The organism is Vibrio sp. 10N.222.55.C7 (assembly GCF_041473335.1).
GTDB classification, from domain to species: Bacteria; Pseudomonadota; Gammaproteobacteria; order Enterobacterales; family Vibrionaceae; genus Vibrio; species Vibrio crassostreae_C.
Genome location: NZ_JBFRSC010000052.1, coordinates 1 through 17710, shown reverse-complemented (window position 1 = coordinate 17710; position 17710 = coordinate 1). Strand labels below are relative to the sequence as shown.

The 17710-nt window shown below is 42.3% G+C and carries 13 protein-coding genes; 7 read left to right on the top strand and 6 right to left on the bottom strand.

The features are described from left to right. Window positions 1-20: 20 nt before the first annotated feature. Entirely contained in the window at window positions 21-1793 is a 1773-nt protein-coding gene (locus AB4482_RS18160) for a sodium:solute symporter family transporter (protein ID WP_017067389.1), read from the bottom strand. Between the two features lie 509 nt (window positions 1794-2302). Between AB4482_RS18160 and AB4482_RS18155 the strand changes: the two genes are divergently transcribed. Beyond that, on the top strand, window positions 2303-2914 hold the full coding sequence (locus tag AB4482_RS18155; RefSeq protein ID WP_017069964.1) for a toxin-antitoxin system YwqK family antitoxin: 612 nt from the start codon (window positions 2303-2305) through the stop codon (window positions 2912-2914). A 1051-nt stretch (window positions 2915-3965) separates the two neighbouring features. Beyond that, window positions 3966-4715 (top strand): oligogalacturonate-specific porin KdgM family protein, encoded by a 750-nt coding sequence (locus AB4482_RS18150; RefSeq protein WP_048616477.1) that lies wholly within the window; start codon window positions 3966-3968, stop codon window positions 4713-4715. Window positions 4716-4853: 138 nt separating this feature from the next. Here the strand turns inward: AB4482_RS18150 and AB4482_RS18145 are convergent, their stop codons facing one another. The 3 genes from AB4482_RS18145 to AB4482_RS18135 all read right to left on the bottom strand — a co-directional run bounded on the left by AB4482_RS18145 (window position 4854) and on the right by AB4482_RS18135 (window position 8435). Then, window positions 4854-5570 (bottom strand): 3'-5' exonuclease, encoded by a 717-nt coding sequence (locus AB4482_RS18145; protein WP_017077162.1) that lies wholly within the window; start codon window positions 5568-5570, stop codon window positions 4854-4856. After that, complete coding sequence (locus tag AB4482_RS18140; protein ID WP_017069961.1) at window positions 5570-7432, bottom strand: DUF294 nucleotidyltransferase-like domain-containing protein; 1863 nt, start codon at window positions 7430-7432, stop codon at window positions 5570-5572. The genes AB4482_RS18145 and AB4482_RS18140 overlap by 1 nt, the downstream gene beginning before the upstream one ends. A gap of 283 nt (window positions 7433-7715) precedes the next feature. After that, complete coding sequence (locus tag AB4482_RS18135) at window positions 7716-8435, bottom strand: FadR/GntR family transcriptional regulator (RefSeq protein WP_017072471.1); 720 nt, start codon at window positions 8433-8435, stop codon at window positions 7716-7718. A gap of 342 nt (window positions 8436-8777) precedes the next feature. Here AB4482_RS18135 and AB4482_RS18130 point away from each other — a divergent pair, with 342 nt between their 5' ends. The 3 genes from AB4482_RS18130 to AB4482_RS18120 all read left to right on the top strand — a co-directional run bounded on the left by AB4482_RS18130 (window position 8778) and on the right by AB4482_RS18120 (window position 11966). Then, window positions 8778-9554 (top strand): SDR family NAD(P)-dependent oxidoreductase, encoded by a 777-nt coding sequence (locus AB4482_RS18130; protein ID WP_017072470.1) that lies wholly within the window; start codon window positions 8778-8780, stop codon window positions 9552-9554. Between the two features lie 173 nt (window positions 9555-9727). After that, entirely contained in the window at window positions 9728-10450 is a 723-nt protein-coding gene (locus AB4482_RS18125) for a FadR/GntR family transcriptional regulator (RefSeq protein WP_017061468.1), read from the top strand. Window positions 10451-10598: 148 nt separating this feature from the next. Continuing rightward, window positions 10599-11966: an MATE family efflux transporter gene (locus tag AB4482_RS18120; protein ID WP_081322222.1), complete on the top strand. Its 1368-nt coding sequence runs from the start codon at window positions 10599-10601 to the stop codon at window positions 11964-11966. Between the two features lie 230 nt (window positions 11967-12196). On the opposite strand, the gene AB4482_RS18115 is transcribed toward AB4482_RS18120, so the two are convergent. Continuing rightward, on the bottom strand, window positions 12197-13234 hold the full coding sequence (locus AB4482_RS18115; protein WP_372073781.1) for a polysaccharide lyase family 7 protein: 1038 nt from the start codon (window positions 13232-13234) through the stop codon (window positions 12197-12199). Between the two features lie 65 nt (window positions 13235-13299). Then, the gene (locus AB4482_RS18110) at window positions 13300-14190 is read right to left on the bottom strand and encodes a polysaccharide lyase family 7 protein (protein WP_372158983.1); all 891 of its coding nucleotides are present in this window, start codon (window positions 14188-14190) and stop codon (window positions 13300-13302) included. 469 nt (window positions 14191-14659) lie between these two features. Here AB4482_RS18110 and AB4482_RS18105 point away from each other — a divergent pair, with 469 nt between their 5' ends. Both AB4482_RS18105 and AB4482_RS18100 read left to right on the top strand, forming a co-directional pair. Further along, window positions 14660-15520 (top strand): oligogalacturonate-specific porin KdgM family protein, encoded by an 861-nt coding sequence (locus AB4482_RS18105; protein ID WP_372073777.1) that lies wholly within the window; start codon window positions 14660-14662, stop codon window positions 15518-15520. Window positions 15521-15704: 184 nt separating this feature from the next. Continuing rightward, on the top strand, window positions 15705-17636 hold the full coding sequence (locus AB4482_RS18100; protein WP_372181377.1) for a LamG domain-containing protein: 1932 nt from the start codon (window positions 15705-15707) through the stop codon (window positions 17634-17636). Window positions 17637-17710: the final 74 nt, after the last annotated feature.

Genomic DNA, 17710 nt, shown 5'->3' with positions numbered 1-17710 from the left:
TATTTAGGATGCGTATTAAATTAGCCTTCGGCTGGAGTCACTTCGTCTTGTTGCTCGACTTTGTCATCGACTGCTTTAACAAGTAACAGACCAACAGAGAACACAATCAAGCCACACAGAACGAATACCATGCGTCCCCACATTGGGTTTGGCAGTACGAACATAGTCATTACGCCCACACCCGCTACCGCGATAAGTGAACCCAACATACGACGTTGCTTGTTATCCAGTTTCTTCTGTTCATTACTTTCAGCAACTAGTGGCGTCGCTAGGTTGTTGAAGAACTTGTCTACGTCTTTCTCACGGTGCTCAGCAAGAGGCTTGTAGAACAGTGTTGAAAGAACAAAGAAGCCAGCAGTAAATATGATGTGACCGATAAGGCCGATAGCCACTTTCAGGTCAGCCCACTCACGGCCAGTTAGTTCATTTAGACCGAACCAGTTTTGAATCATGTCCGCAGTGATAACGAAACCAACGAAGTAAGAAACCACACCACCTACAACTAGCGTGCCCCAACCTGCCCAATCCGGTGTTTTACGGATGAAGAAGCCACAGAATGCTGGAATTGTCATTGGGAAGCCGATCAATGCGCCCACGTACATCATGGTGTCGAAAAGGCTCAGACCTTTAAGAGAGTTGATGAACAGAGCAACCAAGATGATCGCGATACCGAAGAAGGTAGACGTTAGTTTAGAAACAACCATTAGCTCTTTCTCTGTCGCTTTAGGACGAAGAATCGGCTCGTAGAAGTTCTTAACGAAGATACCTGAGTTACGGTTTAGACCTGAGTCCATTGAAGACATTGTTGCTGCGAACATAGCGGCAATCAGAAGGCCAACCATACCTGCAGGCATGTATTCTTGAACGAAGTAAAGGTAAGCGAAGTCAGCGGCTTTGCTGCCAGCTTCTGGGTAAGCAGCTGCTAAATCAACACCTTGACCAGCCATGAACCAAGAAGGCATGAACCAGATGATTGGACCAAGCGTCATTAGTACACAAGCAAGCAGTGCTGCTTTACGTGCGTTGTTTGAATCTTTTGCAGCAAGGTAACGGTAAGAGTTAAGCATGTTGTTGGTAATGCTGAACTGCTTTAAGAAGATGAACACAGCCCAGATGCTGAAGATGCTCATGTAGTTAAGGTTGTCACCCGTGATGAACGAATCCGTTGGGAAGTCGCTAATGATCTGCGTAACACCGCCACCGTGGTAAATCGCAACGACTGCACATGTCACCGTTACCGCCATGATGATAACCATCTGCATAAAGTCAGATGCGATTACCGCCCAAGAGCCGCCTGTTACTGACATTACTAGTACAACCAGACCCGTTAGGACAATCGTCGTTGTCATATCAAAGCCGAAGATACCCGATGCGATGATTGCTAGACCATTCAACCAAATACCTGCAGAGATAACGCTGTTTGGCATACCAGACCAAGTAAATACTTGCTCATTCACCTTACCAAAACGCATACGAATCGCTTCAATTACCGTCACAACACGCAGTTGACGGAACTTCGGAGCGAAGTAAAGGTAGTTCATTAGGTAACCGAATGCGTTCGCGATGAAGATAATCGCTACGGCAAAGCCATCGGTAAAGGCTTTACCTGCTGCACCAGTAAATGTCCAAGCACTGAACTGGGTCATAAATGCGGTTGCACCTACCATCCACCACAGCATATTACCTCCCCCACGGAAGTAATCACTTGTCGTACTTGTAAACGTTCGAAACATCCACCCTATCGCAATTAAGAATAGGAAGTAGATGCCAACTATCAGGGTATTGAGTTCCATCGTTAGACCTTTTATTTATGTTTTTTTGTTGAGGTCACTATAAATAAATGGCAAGTATATTTGTACTACAATAATCCAAATGCGTGACAATGATCTTACAGTCTGACACTCAATTAATCATACAAGTGATCGAGTTCAAAGTTGCACCACCTAGGAGCGCAATTCCTCAAGTCAGTGCAGTTATCCGCACTAAATTTCGACCAAAACCCCGAAAAACATGAACAAAGTCTCTAAAAATCGAAGATTCATCGTTAAAAACTATTATTCTTGACGATCAAAGCTTAAAGAAGAGCAGCAAAAATATCGTTAGGTATAATTTATAAAAATGAATTAAACCAATATATTTGTAGTACAAATAAGATCGATAATTTGCTTTTAAAAGTTCCCTATATTAGGCAGCCAATAATGAAAACTTGAAAACCACTATTAGATACTGACAGGGATACACGGAAGTGAAATGCTTTTAACACACCCGTTACACTTTCCCCGTCCAATAAAAAGGTGTCATTATGAAGAAATACGTTCCAATCTTAATTGCTCTTAGTACGGTATCTTCTATGAGCTATGCAGCAACACCGCGTGAAGATGCTGTTGACTACTTACAGATGCGTAAAGGCGTGGCTTACCAAGTAAACCATTCAAAACCTTTCACTGGTCAATTTGAACAGAAGTTCGATAACGGCCAAGTCGCGACCCAAGCTCAGTTTGCCGATGGCTTAGAACTTGGGCTAGAAACTAACTGGTATCCGAATGGCCAAGTCGCTTCTAAAGTGAATTACGTAAAAGGTGAACTGCAAGGCAAAGCTGAAACCTGGTATCCAAACGGACAGAAAAAAGCAGAACTCAATTATAAAGACAATGAACTATCAGGCACCGCCTCTCGCTGGTATCCCAATGGGGAACAAAGCCTGACAGCTGAATACAGCGACGGACAAAAAGATGGATTGGTAACGGACTACTACCCGAACGGTAATAAGGCCAGCCAAGCGAAGTTTGATGAAGGTGAAGTCGCGAACGGAAAACTTACTCGCTGGAATACTAACGGTGACAAAGTTGAAGAACTGACCTTTAAAGATCACAAAGTCACCTCTAAACAGGTGTGGATGCCTACAGAAAGCTAAGCCTCAAGAACAGCTCTCACGGAGCTCTTTGATATAACTAAACGCCTGCTGTTAAAGTTTGCAGCTACACGTCTGCAACTAAGAGACAAGAGAAGAGAAGAGAAGGGAAACGAACATTCATGTGATTAAGCGTGAATGTTCGTGGCTTTGATGCTGTAACAGACTCACTTGAGCGTGTTGTCATCAACCTAAAAGCCTATTCTTAAGCCGCGGTTTACACGCTTATTGAGCCGCACACGACTCTCTACTCAAATTTCAAATAAAAAAACGCTCATGTTGCCTGTATCAACATGAGCGCAAGGGTAGATCTTCGACTACCATCTCCTACCTTTCTAGATGAAAGCAGAAGTTATAATTAGAATAGTTGGGAGCAATAATCAAAATGCTTTCGCAAGCACTTCAACGATTTCTTCTTTGTCGCTGATGAGAACAACGGGTAACGATTCGAACCCAGTTCATTCCTATCAAGTTCATACTTATATAGCAGGCTATGTCACTACCTTGCCTACTACATTTCAAACCTTCTCTGATTGAGCTTTAAATCACCTCAAGTAAATGTCTCATGTTCTTAAAGCGGTGGATTTAATCCATTTAGCTTCAAGACCACTCTTACTTATTCGGCTTCACACCGTCTGTTCATGCAATCAACACAGCAAAGTTATGTATTGCTACAGAAAGTTAGTAAATAATAATGTATTACAAATAAAAATGATATCTAAAGGTTCAATTTTTTGCTGTAGCGCACATTTATTGATGAACAAAACTCTTCAAAACCATTATCAACAGCCAAACAAATCACTAAAAAACATCAACTTAACGAAACAACTCGATTTTGTAACCCTTTGTAAATAGTGGTTTTGTCCTAACAACACGATCAAGTTCACAGATCATCACACCTCGGATTGCTACCATATTTGTATTATTTAAATGCAAAATAAATTTGAAATAACCAAGAAATAATTTCAAAAACAAAATGCATTTAAGACAAGAACTACTCTATTTGGCTTGTAATTATGGCCAATACTCAACCTATAAATATGGAATTAATACCATGAATAAAACTAAAATCGTGATTGCTGTGGCATCTGTACTCGCTGCTGGCTCTGTATCTGCTGCGTCTTTCGATATGAGACACGAATACAAGAGTCATACAGATCAACACGCTACTCGTGTAAAACTTGGCGATAGCATTGGCAACTTCCTTGTAGATATCGAAGCGAAATTCAAGGGAGAAGACGGTAAATTCATGGAAGATTTGAAGAACAATGGTTGGGAGCTTGGTCTAAACTACCGTCATGTACTAAACGATAACTGGACAATGACTTACGGTATGCCAATTGAAGGTCGTGAATCTGGCGTTACATACAAGCCTCAAGTTCGTGCAACATACAAAGTGGATAGCGTTGATGGTCTAAGCCTAAGTGCTCGTTACCGTTACGATATGAGACAGAACACTAGCAGCTCAGAGTATCAATTCGATGACAATGGTGATGTTATTGTTGATAGTGACGGTGTTCCAATCACGGTTGATAAAAACGTTTCTAATCAACGTCGTCACCGTCTAACGGCAAACGTTAACTACTCAATGGAAAACTGGCGCTTTGGTCTAGAAGGTAACTACTACAAAGCGGATGGCTATGACATCTACGACAACGACGATACCAACTACGAGTTGAACGCAAGCATTCGCCATATTATGGGTCAATGGGCACCATATGTAGAGTTTGGTGATGTGAGCACTTCATCAACTAAAGCGACTCGTGAACTGCGTAGCCGTGTTGGTCTAACTTACAGCTTCTAATCGATAGCTACATGAATAATCTAAGATAATTACTGTCCTAATTTTCTAAGACCTAAACAAAAGCCAGCTTAATCGCTGGCTTTTCTTCTTTCAAATCAATTCATTCAAATAAGAGCCGAGTACTTAACGCTCCTCACCCTAGTGACTGATCCGATAGAGAAATGCAACGGTCACGTCATCGTTAGGCACAACTCGCTTCTGCTGAGCTAAAAACAATTCCGCAGTTGATACTGCATCAGCAAGCGCATTATGATTGTTGTATTCAGGAAGCCCGTATCTTTCACGAGTGCCTGCTAGAGTCAAATCCACTTCTTCATGATTGCTGATCGCTTTCTCCATGCTCTTTTCGATACACAATGTGTCTAGCCAAAGCAGAGGAATCGCTCGTAAACCATAGCAACGAAGAAGATATTGGCTAATGAACCTCTCTTCTACCATGCACGCGTGCGCGACAATAATCTTGCCTTTCGCTGCTTCGAAGAACGTCAGCATCGCATCATGAATAGAAGCGCCCTCTTCTAACATTTGCGGCGTAATATGGTTGATCACGGCGGTTTCTGCGTTGATCTGCGAATCGTTATCCAGATAAATATGCTTGGCGGACGCTAAGTCTATTCGCCCCTTGACCACATCGACCCAACCCATGGACAAAATCAGATCTTGTTCGCTATCTAGACCCGTGGTCTCAAGATCCAACACGATGTAGTCACTGTCTTTGGCCAAGTCCGTCATTTCAGGACAAGGCTGATCTACGAGATCATGTAACGCTTCTGGCAACTTAACCGTTCCCAGATATTGCTTACGTTTACGTTTAATTCGCTCAAGCGGATGAAAGTAATTTAAAAACGATTTCATTAGCGTGCTCCGAAACGAATTTTCGCCGCTTCTTGAAGGTCAGCAATGATCCTAAAGGCATCTTTCAAGTGTTTACGCTCAAAGCTACCAAAGCTATCTGGATTGATATTGTTGTCGGGCACATCTCCGTTCTTCAACGCTTCAAGTTGATGACCGAATCGGAAAGAGAGAATGAACTGGTAAGCACCTAGAATGTTTTTGAATGCGTCGTCGCTCAGCATGCCTTTTTCATTGGCTGCCGCAAAGCGTTCATCAGTGGCCGACAAGTCACACTCCACTGCGAGACCATAAATACGCGCTAAGTCGATAATCAAGTTGATCGCGTACTTCTTCACGTTCAACGTTTTCTTATTCTCACCTGACTTCTCTAGCACTAAGCTATTGAAGATGCCAAGTGGCGGGTTGGTATTGACCGCGTCTTTCACTAGCGTGCTTAAAAACTCACGGTTACCGCGAATATTGCTATGCAGCTCATCGCGCAGAATACCTTCGAACTCACTGTTGCCGTAGATAGTACGAATTTCTAGGAACACACTGATATTAAGCAAGCGTTCGTACTCTGGGTTAGCCACCCACTTCTTGTAGTAGTGCTTCCATACACTGAGTGGCTGACACCATTTTGGCGTCGCAGCCATGAATTTACCTGGACATAATGGGTAGTGACAGCTTGCTAAGCCGTTGGTCACCATCATCGCTAAGTGTTTGAAGTAAATACGGTCACTGTCGGTTGCATCGTCAGCAAGAACAATCGCGCTGTCTTGGTCCGACAACATGTGCACTTCATTACGTGCGTGCGATCCGGCTACGATCCAAGAGAAATCACACGGTGGTGGGCCTAACTTATCAATTGCTATTTGAATCAATCGACGGGTGTAGGCGTCCATAATCATGGTCATTACCTTGCCGACGGTTTCAGGCGCCACTTTACCTTCCACCAGCGCTTCAAAAATAGCTTGTCGCTCTGAGGTGAACGAAGACATGGTTTTCACGCTGCCCGCGTATTTGATTTTCTCGATCAAGAATATCGCTTGAACACGGTGGTTTTGAACCAAATGAGACGTAGTAAGAAGACCAACGACCTTATTCTCTTTCACAACGGGCAAGTTACGGATATTAAATTGCATCATGATAGAGGCCGCATGCAGCACCAGATCATCCGGTTTTACAGTAAGTGGAGAGTGCGTCATTACCTCTGAGATCAGGCTATCAGTACTCACGCCGTGGGCAATCACTCGCTTAGTCATGTCTCGGTCGGTGATCAAACCAACAATGGTTTCACCTTCATAAATCACGGCACACGGTGAGCGTTGATGAAGCATTTCAACCGCAACCGACTGGATGGTTTGCTCAGACTTAACAATTGCCACCTGCCCGCTTGCCACTTCCTCAACTTTACGAATGAACAGGCCTTTCTCTTTATTCGACCAGACCACATCCAGTGCCGACTTCAAGCGAACCTGCGCCTGTGAAGCAAAGTGTTCTGCGCAACTTGGAAAGGCTTTGAAAAGCGTTTGAAGTGCCGAGTGTGGAATCACATAAAGTAAGGTGTTTTCGATTGCGACAGCTCTATAGCCTTTTTCGTCGTTGACTTCAGAATCTAAGAACGTAAAGCCAAACAAATCTTCACTGCCTAGACGGGCACGAAGCACACCATCCGATTTTCGTTGCTCCATAGAGCCCGTTCGAATGATATAGAGCGATTTTTCCTTCCCAGACTCACACAAATCGACCACATCTCCCTTGCCGAGATAAGTAATTTGCACGTTAGAGGCAAGTTCGCGAAGTGCTTGTTTAGGGATCTTATCGAATGGGTCGATTTGACCTATGAATTGAAGAATATTTGGCAGTAGAGACTGGGGCATAATCACACTCACAATAATTTAATTAGTATTATTATATAACTTAAAATACTGGTTACTAGTGCTTTTAACGAAACAGCAAATAATAGATTAAATATTGGACACCAGTCAGGTTTTCATCAAATTTGGATGCAAAAAAAGCACGTATCAAACGTGCTTTTTAGAGGTCACTGCTGAAATTAGCTTTTGAATAACCGTAATTTTAACTTTGACTACCCTAGTTTTACGAGAATGCCCTCTCGTCGATAATGCAAAACGATCAAAGCTAAAATAACAGTGAAAACAATTAACTAGCGGCTGGTAATCTGTGGTTTGTTTCTAACAGGTGACTTGCTGACGCGTGGCGTGCTTTGTCACTATTACCTGCCATGATTGCTTCATAAATCTGGCGGTGTTCGTTAATACAAGTACTTCCCTCTTCAGAAGAGTGAGAAATAAAGTTAACAAACATGGTCGTTAAGATGTTACCAAATGGAAGATAGAAGTCGTTACCTGTTGCATTGAAGATCAGGCTATGGAACTTCATGTCGATATCTAGCCAACGCTCTTGATCAAGCGTTTCTTCGCTAGAAATTTCTACCATTTGTTGGAAAATACCAGACAGCTCAATGCGTTGTTCTGCACTCGCGAACTGAGCAGCTAAAGCACACGCTTCTGGTTCAATCGCGCGGCGTAAACCCAAAAACTGATGACAGAATTGGTCTGTATCGGCCAAACCGTCCATCCATTCGATCAATTGTGGATCTAAGAAGTTCCAGAATGCACGGTCAACAACGCGAGTACCGATCTTAGGACGAGATTCTAATAGGCCTTTTGAAGTCAGAAGCTTAACCGCTTCTCTTAATGCTGTTCTACTGATACCAAATTGCTCACACAGAGCCATCTCACCAGGGATAATAGAACCTTGAGGCAAATTGCCCGACAAAATACCACGGGCGATTTCACGTGCAACTTGCACATGAAGGCTTCGCTTAGAGCCTGAAATAGAATTGAAAGAGCCAGCCATGTGTCTACTTACCGATTAGATATGTATTATTTAACTCGGACTATAGCACTGATTTATATCTTCACCAACACAGCATCAGAATAACGTGAGGTCACTACCAGTAAAGGTTGGAGCAATATTTCACAAACCTGCTCATCTTTAGGTTTATAAAACCAATTCAACCTATTAATTCATACAAATAGTTCTCATTTACTATTTCAATGTATGCGTGAACTCACAAAACCACCCTTACTCTCACTATTTATGTCGGTAATAACCCGTTTTTAGATAAACACCCTTGAATATAGCAAGTGTTATTGTATGATTTATTGGCGTGAATAATCTACAATATAGGCGGCTCTGATGTTTAACGATTTAAAAGGCAAACGCATTCTAATTACTGGCTCTACTGCTGGTATGGGTTTAGCTACCGCACGTGTCTTTGCAAAATACGGCGCAAAAATCGGCATCAATAGTCGTGCTTTCAGCCCAAAAGTCGATGACGTTCTATCTGAACTTACCGCACTGGGTGGCGATGTTGCCTTTTTTCCTGCAAACCTAATGGACACATTAGAGTGCGAAAGGTTAGTCAAAGAGTTCACTGATCATTTTGGTGGCATGGACGTGTTGATTAACAACGCCGGTGGCCTTGGTGGTCGCGCCAATCTAGAAAATATCGACGATGAGTTTTATGAGCGCGTAATGAACCTTAATGTTCGCTCTGCGCTGATGACAACCAAGTTCTCTATCCCGCACTTACGCGCCTCTGCTGCTGAGTCCGGGCAAACATCTTGTGTGATTAGCACAGGATCTATCGCCGCTCGCGAAGGCGGTGGTGTTGGTGCAGGCATCTATGCCGCGTCTAAGGCTTGGTTACACGACATTCACCGCAATTGGGTGAAAGAGTTCGCGCAAGACAATATCCGTTTCAACATTGTTTCACCGGGCACTATCGACACCGCATTTCACGATGGCAAGAGCGACGATTTGAAAGCGACCATTGCTAACAACATTCCAATGGGACGCTTTGGCCATATTGATGAAGTTGCCCCTTCATTCGCTTTCTTTGCATCGCACGCTTGCAGCGGTTACATCACAGGTCAAATCCTAGATGTTAACGGCGGACAAATAACGCCCTAGTTAGCTGGTTTATATAAGCTCACTCAGCGATTTAAGTTCGCCACACTATTAAGGTTAACAGACCCGAGTAGATGAGGGAAAACCTCACACTAAATTCGACGTATACACTGACACTAAACACCAGATTCGTCTGGCTTTTAGTGTTTTCAAAGTTTCAATTTCAGGTGGTTTAAATGTCAATATTTACATTGGTGGAAGATTCAAGCCGCCGAATTCATGTTCAAGTGGCGAGACAAATTGCTCGCAAGATCTTGTCAGGCGAGTTAGAAGAAAATCAAAAGTTACCCAGCGAAATGGAGCTGTGCGAAATCTTTGGAGTGAGCAGAACTGCCCTTCGAGAATCAACTAAGCTACTTTCGGCAAAAGGTTTAATCGAGTCGAAGCCAAAAGTGGGCACTCGTATCAAACCGAGAACACAGTGGCACTTCTTGGACCCGCAATTGCTGTACTGGATCCAAGATTTAGAAGATACTAAACCCTTCTTGTCTCAATTTTTAGGCTTAAGAAAAGCGATTGACCCGGAAGCGTGTGCGCTCGCTGCAACCAATGCAACTGTAGAGCAACGCAAAGAGCTTTCGATTCTTTTCCAGAAAATGACCATCGCAGCAAATAGCTTCGATTATGAAGAGTGGACGACCAACGATCACCTGTTTCACCAAACGATTTTCTTATCGACAGGTAATCAATTTTACATTCCATTCGCGAACATTCTGTCGACTATCTTCAAGCAGTTTATCGACCACTCCGCTGAAGGCGGTCGCTTCTGTTTAGAAGAACACAAAGCGATTTACGACGCAATAATGTCTGGCGATACCAAGCAAGCTCGAATTGCTTCTCAAGTCCTGCTAGACGATGAGAACCAAAAGCTCTCTAGGGTTGAATTAGCCATCGCATAACCGAGATTAACCAAACTGACTTGTTTTTCAAAGACACAAGTCAGTCTTGTTTTAGCACCCATTTTTTAACCATCAACTACCGTAGTGTTTTCTTCTTTAAACGCTCTACTCCGCCACCTCAGAGAAAGCTTACGGTTATACACATAAGGTGTTGTTTGTGTCTTCACAATCGTACGTAAGGAAAAATTTCTCTCTCGCCTGGCCCCTCGCCTTAAACGGTATCTTGATGCAGTCGATGTTGATGATCGACACACTGCTTGTCTCTCCTCTTGGTGAAATCCCTTTAGCTGCAATGGGGATTGCGACGACTATCGTTGCCTTTGTACTGGGAATTCAAATGGCGCTGGCAAACGGTACTCAGTTAGTATTAAGCCGCGCAGTGGGCTCTGGCATCGCCGCATCATTATCTAAAGCATTTTGGGCAGGGTTATTTATCAACCTTGGCGTAGCAACACTATTTTGGCTTCTACTTACTTTTTTCGAACAACCCTTGATTCAAGCTTTAACAGATGACGCTTCCCTTCACTTAGAAATCAGCCGCTATCTAGACATCTCGAAATACATCGTTATTTTTACCGCGTTAACGCAGGTGATCATTGCTTTATTTAATGCGCTAGGCAGAACTAAAGTCCCATTCAAAGGTTACTTAATTGAACTGCCTATCAATGCTGTACTCTCATATGTGCTGATTCATGGTTTTTCTAATTTTGAAGGGATTGGAGTACAAGGCGCTGCATTAGGCAGCATTATTGCAATAACGATCCGCTTGCTGTATTTGGTTTTGTGCGTGCATTTAAGCTCAGCGATTTCACTCAAATTAGACGCTCAGCGCTCTGAATTCTTTACCAACGTTCGCCGTCACTTTATCGAAATATTCCCTGTAGCAGCGAACGTGACCATGCTTTTGATTGGCGCAACGATATATCAATTGTTGTATTCGCAACTTAACATCAACGCTTACGTAGCGATTACTTTGGTGATGCCTTGGATCAGGGCTGTCTCTCAATTTATTACCGCTTGGGCTCACTCTTCCGCGATTACTATCAGCCAAGCGATTGGCTCCAAAAAGATGGATGACCTAGTCAAAAACGTCGATACCAGTATCGATATTGCAGTCGTCATTTCTTTCGTTTGTGCACTCTTATTCGCAGGATTAAGTCTGGTCATTGGTGACATTTACCCGAACTTGGATGAATCTACCTATCAAGCATTGGCCGTTATCGCCCCACTCTACATATTCTTGCCAATTGTTCGTGGCTACAACACGGTTCATGGGAATGTACTAAGAGCACTAGGAAAAACGACCGCAGTCTTCAAAATCAACTTTACTGGTCAATGGGTAATTTCAATTCCATTGTGTGCATTGATCATCTTTGGTTTAGATGGCTCTATCTTTTGGGCCTTTGCTATCCAACCATTCGAAGAAGTCGTTAAAGCTTTCCCATTCCGTCACTTAGCTCGAAAGTCTCTAAAGGAGTTTGATGCCGACAAAGCTAAAGAGTTGATGTATGACTAAGTCCGGTATCGAGTCGCCGTCCTAATATCTTTCTACGCTTTCTGATTACAACCTTGTCTTTTGACAAGGTTGTATTGTTTCAGCTGTACCGTTCATTGGTAAGCTTCATTGTACTCTCGCTGATACCCGGCTCATCTTAAATCTCATAGAAAACAAAAAGACCACTCAACATTCGGTTCAGTGGTCTTCGAAAACATTCCTTAAGGCCTGTTTCTAACTAGCCTTATGTACTATTTGCCGTTCAACTTTAGTGCCGAGAAAGTCACACTGTTATAGTCGCCATTCTTTTTATCGACAGCGAAATCGCCAGTACCTCCACAACCTGGCCCCCATACAGGGTGAGAATCGCTCACGCTACATTGGCCGTATGCGCCCGCTTTGTAATAGAAATCATCTTCAGCATAACCCGTTGGTGAATCAAGCTCATCAATACCCTTGCTCAGATCGATTTCATACTTAACCGTATCGTGACGTTCTGTTTCAAACGTTAGGTACATCATGGTGCCTTTCACTTCCACTTTGTAGCTAAACTCTTCACCAAGAGCAATGCCTGCTTCACCCGGTTCCGCTGGGTTTTCCCAAGTGTTACCCCAAACAGGGTAAGCTATATCGGCACGGTTAGGATCTTTTTTCTCTAGGTTACGCTCATAGTTCCAAAATACTGAACCCATTTCTTGGCCAGGAAACTTCTTATAGAAGATCTTTAGTGGTTCATTACCATGCCCGTAACCAGTTCCAGCTTTGATTAACTCATTATGTTTTTTAGCGTGAATCTGACCAACAACCACCGAGTGAGCTGGGTACTTTTCTGGGTACTTAGCGTTAATCGCTACGTGATTCACTTTTAGGGTCGCTTCTAGCGTGCCGCCAACGGCACTGTACTCGCTTGCTGATGGATGGCTAGACAATGCCCATTGGTTTCCTTTGTCCGCCGTATCGATTGAGAAATCAGCACCGCGTGGCATCTGGCGTAACTCAGAGCGTGCGTTTTTCGAGTTCTTCGTGGTAATCGCTTGGTTTTGTACTTCAAAGACGAGATTACCGTCTTTATCAAGGTGGAAGAAATCGCTGTGTGAGTAGCTCATCATTGCCACCCCTTCGATTTCGTCAACACGTCCATCTTCATTAATATCTGAAGGGATCGTTATTTTCCAATTTCGCATATCAAACTTATCAGCGGGAACTGGATAAGACACACCGTTATTTGCAAACGACACAATAGGAACTACTGATAGCAAAGCTACAGCAAGCATATTTTTTTTGAACATCCAAATTATCCTTAATAACAAACGAGTATTTGTAATCCCATTAATATTAACTAGGTGTAAGAAACCTAGTTGGTAATAACAGCTGAATCTTTAATTGAATAAACTAAATTGTAGAAGTGGGCTTCGCTTTCACCATTCTTGAATTGGTTATAAACGCCCGCTTTATAATAGCTAACCATATCTTTCCAATAACTAATGTCATGATTAACAACTGTGCTGTCGTTATGGTTGATAATTAACCTTTGGTTGCCGACATAAATATCGAACTTATCTGTACCTTTTTCAGCTATTGGACCCAGTGGCAATTTTATATAAGCCTTTTTGCATTCCGTTGATCCTTTATTCCCACTATTTGAGCTGCAATTAACGGCATTATTTTTAATGATTGCCCAATACCAATCTGTCTTACCACTTCTGTCGGCGTCATACACCACACGAACTAAAGGATGGGGAATATACCCTTCGCCATGAGAACCTGGCTTTCCGTCGTAGTACGTCCCTTTGTTATGTACTTGCAGATACGTCATTTCATCACGTTTTTTTTCGCTGTTTTTTACCGAATCGCGAGGGTTAATGGGCATGAACTCAGCACTCAAATGATGGTACTTATTAGGCTCATCGACCTTAAAGTTGTCATTAACGCGGATCTCACTGCGATTCTTGTAACCCGCCATTTTAAAGACCAGTGCCTGAGTGGGTTCATCAACATAGAAGTGTTCAAACACAACACCATCAAAATTGCCTTTGCTCGCATAATCTTTCTTGTTGCCAGGTTTACCATCAGGATCTGACATCTGAAGTTTTGACATATTCAAAATATCTCGAAACTGACTGTAGTTGGCTGGAGCTTTCATGTCAGAAGCATAGGCTCCCAAAGAAATTGAAGCAGTTACTGCCAAACATATTACGTTTTTCATTTTTTCCGCGACCATCCATTGGACAAAAATTCTAAGCATGACACTCCCAAAACCACGGCCCATTAAAAGATAAAAGTCATTTATCTGATAGCCGAGCGCTTCCTATTGTCACACCACCCATAAAACATTTGTATTATTTTATCACATGTTTTTTGCTTTTCTCGTCAACATTGGAAAACTGAGAGGGGCGTCATTATTGAGATTAAACACAGCATTAAAAATGGGATATTCATAACGCTTTGCTATAGATAGCGACTTAAATGTTAAATTAACGACCAAAAAACCGCTAATTTTAACAAAAAAGACCATTTATTGTATGTCACATTCCAAAAATGAGTGACTCACCCCTCAATTAATAAACTAGTCAATATTTGATTTATTCGCATTGCAGCCTAGCTCACACTTTTTCATAAGCTTAACATATAAGATTATTGTATGAGTTATTGGGTGGCTCACTAGGAATACCCTACCTTTACTTAACCTTAAATCTAAAAATACGAGAGTAATGATGAAAAAAATGAATATGGTTGCTATCGCAGTGGCAACAACTTTATTTGCAGGAATGGCATCAGCGACAACACTTGATTACCGCTATGAGTATCGTGCAGCGACTGATTATACAAAAACCAACGGCGATGAAGCTCATGTCGACGCTCGCCACCAGCACCGTGTAAAACTAGGTCATAGCTTCAAACTATCAGATAAGTGGAAGCACTCAACTGGCCTTGAAGTGAAATTTCATACTGACGATTCTTACTACGACGCAGATTCTGGTGAAGTTAAGTCAGCAAACAGTAGAAGCTTCTATGACGGCAATTGGTATATTTACGGTATGGAAGTAGAAAATACAGCAACTTACAAAGTCGATAACAACTGGTATCTACAAGTTGGTATGCCGATCGCTTGGGACTGGGATGAGCCGAACTACAACGGCGGTGACTGGAAGATGAAAAAAGTCACTTACAAACCTCAATTCCGTGTTGGTTATAATGCGGATATGGGATTAACGACTGCCATTCGTTACCGTCACGAGTATGCTGATTTCCGCAACCACACTCAATTTGGTGACAAAGATTCAGAGACTGGTGAGCGTTTAGAGTCAGCACAGAAATCAAAAGTCACACTAACGGGTTCTTACAAAATTCAATCTCTACCTAAACTTGGCCTTTCTTACGAAGCTAACTATGTAAAATCGCTAGATAACGTACTTCTATATAATAGTGATGATTGGGAGTGGGACGCAGGTTTAAAAGTAAACTACAAGTTTGGTTCATGGAAACCTTTTGCAGAAATCTGGTCATCTGATATCAGCTCGTCTTCTAAAGATCGTGAAGCTAAATACCGCGTTGGTGTTGCTTACTCATTCTAAATAGTCAAATTAATTAAATTAGCCCTCTCCTCTCGTAAAAATTTGGGCTATTCAAATTACTTTATTTTAAAGAATAGGATGTTCTAATAAATATTAGCTTTATCCTAAAAATATTTAACGACTACTTATTATCTATTTCTTATGTGATTTACATATGGATTTAATATCATAAAGAGAATATTTTATGCAGATTTCTAAAGTCGCTACTGCTGTCGCCCTTTCGACAGGTTTATTATTTGGTTGTAACAGTGATGGTTTACCTATTCCGACGGATGGTTCTACCGATCCTGCAACACCTACCTCAGCATTATTAAATGGTTATTGGGAATTTTCTGATACTTCAGCATTCTCAGCAGCCTATTCATCATCGAGTAGTACTGATTTACCCAACGTATATCGCTTCTCAGCAGATGGTGAGACACTTTATTACTACACTGACAATTCAGCTGACACCACACTCGGTGAATACGAACGATTTGAAACCACTTATGAAGAGACAATTGAAGATGATACTTCAGGTCAAGTTGCGTTCACGCTATTCAATAATGATGGTTCAGTAAGCACAATATCCGTAGATGGTGATTACTCCGCAGCTGACGGTGGGCTTAGTATTGGCGGCAACATTCCTATTTCAGGTACCGACCACAGCGAAAATACTGAAGTTACGAGTTCTGCAGACACAGCAGATGAAGCTTCAGGCGTTAATAATGCCGCTCAAATTTTAGATACATTAACCGATGATACTGGTGAGTTGAGACTGAAGATCTTAAACACGAGCTCTACGGTCGGCAAAACGATTTCTTCAGGTAAGTTAACTGTTGATCTAACCTACCAACATAATCCAGATAGCACTCAAGTTGATGAAGGTCAGAACAACTCTTATATTTCGCTTTATTCAACCAATGATGAGAACGATAAAGTAAGCAACGCTTATCATCACGGTGACATAGCGATTGGTGACGGTATTATTCAATTCCGCGACGCTTCTGGTTCACTAACTGCGACTGGCGGTACCTTTGATGCAAACAGCACGTTTGATGCAACTGTCGAGGTGGTTTGGACGCCAACGTCACATACCTTTACCATCAATGGTGAAACCTATACTGGAGCGGTCTCATCAAATAGTTCAGGTGAAGTTCAAGTTATTGCCCTTCGTCTAGGTACAAACAGTGGCGTAACGCCATATGAACTGATTGCCGACAACCTAAAAGTATACTCACTTAATGAGTCTACTGGAGAGTATGTTGAAGAGTTCAAAGACACTTTCAATGACTACTCCGTTGGATATAACTTAAACAACAACCCGTATAACAGTAGCACTTCTGAAGCTACGGTTATTAGTTTGACTGGAGAGGCTCCTGTCGATCCAGAAAACCCAGAGCCGCCAGTTGGAGACTTTCCGGTTGCGTTAAATGAGTACACTTTTGATAGCTCCGATTATGCAGTAGATAGCGGCAGTGCTAAAAATGATCTAACGAGTAAGTCAGGATCTCCTTTAATCACAACGACAGCAGGCGCAGCTGGTACAGGTGCAATGCATATTGACCAAGATTCAGCTACAGGTGGTGGCTATGGTTACGTGTACTACAATGCAACTTCTGAAACTACTACTGGTGCTCAAGTAATTGAAGGGTCATTTTCTGTAGAGACAGTAATCAAAGCAGATCGTTTTGGGTACTCTTCAGACGTTTCACTTGTTGATTTCGCGGAAACAAGTGATTACTTAGGGTTTAAGCTCTACCTAGAGTCATCAGACAACTCAATCAAGTTTAAGGTGTATGGAGGCCTTGATGCAGAGGATAATGGCTTAAGTACCGAAGCGAAATCTAGTGAAGGAGACGTATACCTTGTTGAAGATAATTGGTACCACATCTTGGCGACATACAGTCACTCAGACTCGACTGCTAACTTGTATATCGATGGTACTCTTGTTCACTCGAAAAGTGTCGATTTCGATGTTGTTGAAAATACAACAGATGACAAGTTTATTCTTTTAGGTGGTTCTTCTAGTAGTGATAAGAACTTTGATGGTTCAGTTGACAATATCGCAGTTTGGAATGAAGTACTTACTGATGAACAAATCCAAGAGCGTGTAGCTCAGTTTACAGCTGAGTAGTGCCTATTTAGTTCTGCCAAAAGCCTCTAGTTTTGCTAGAGGCTTTTTTGTACCGGTTGTCCCGTCCTGAAATG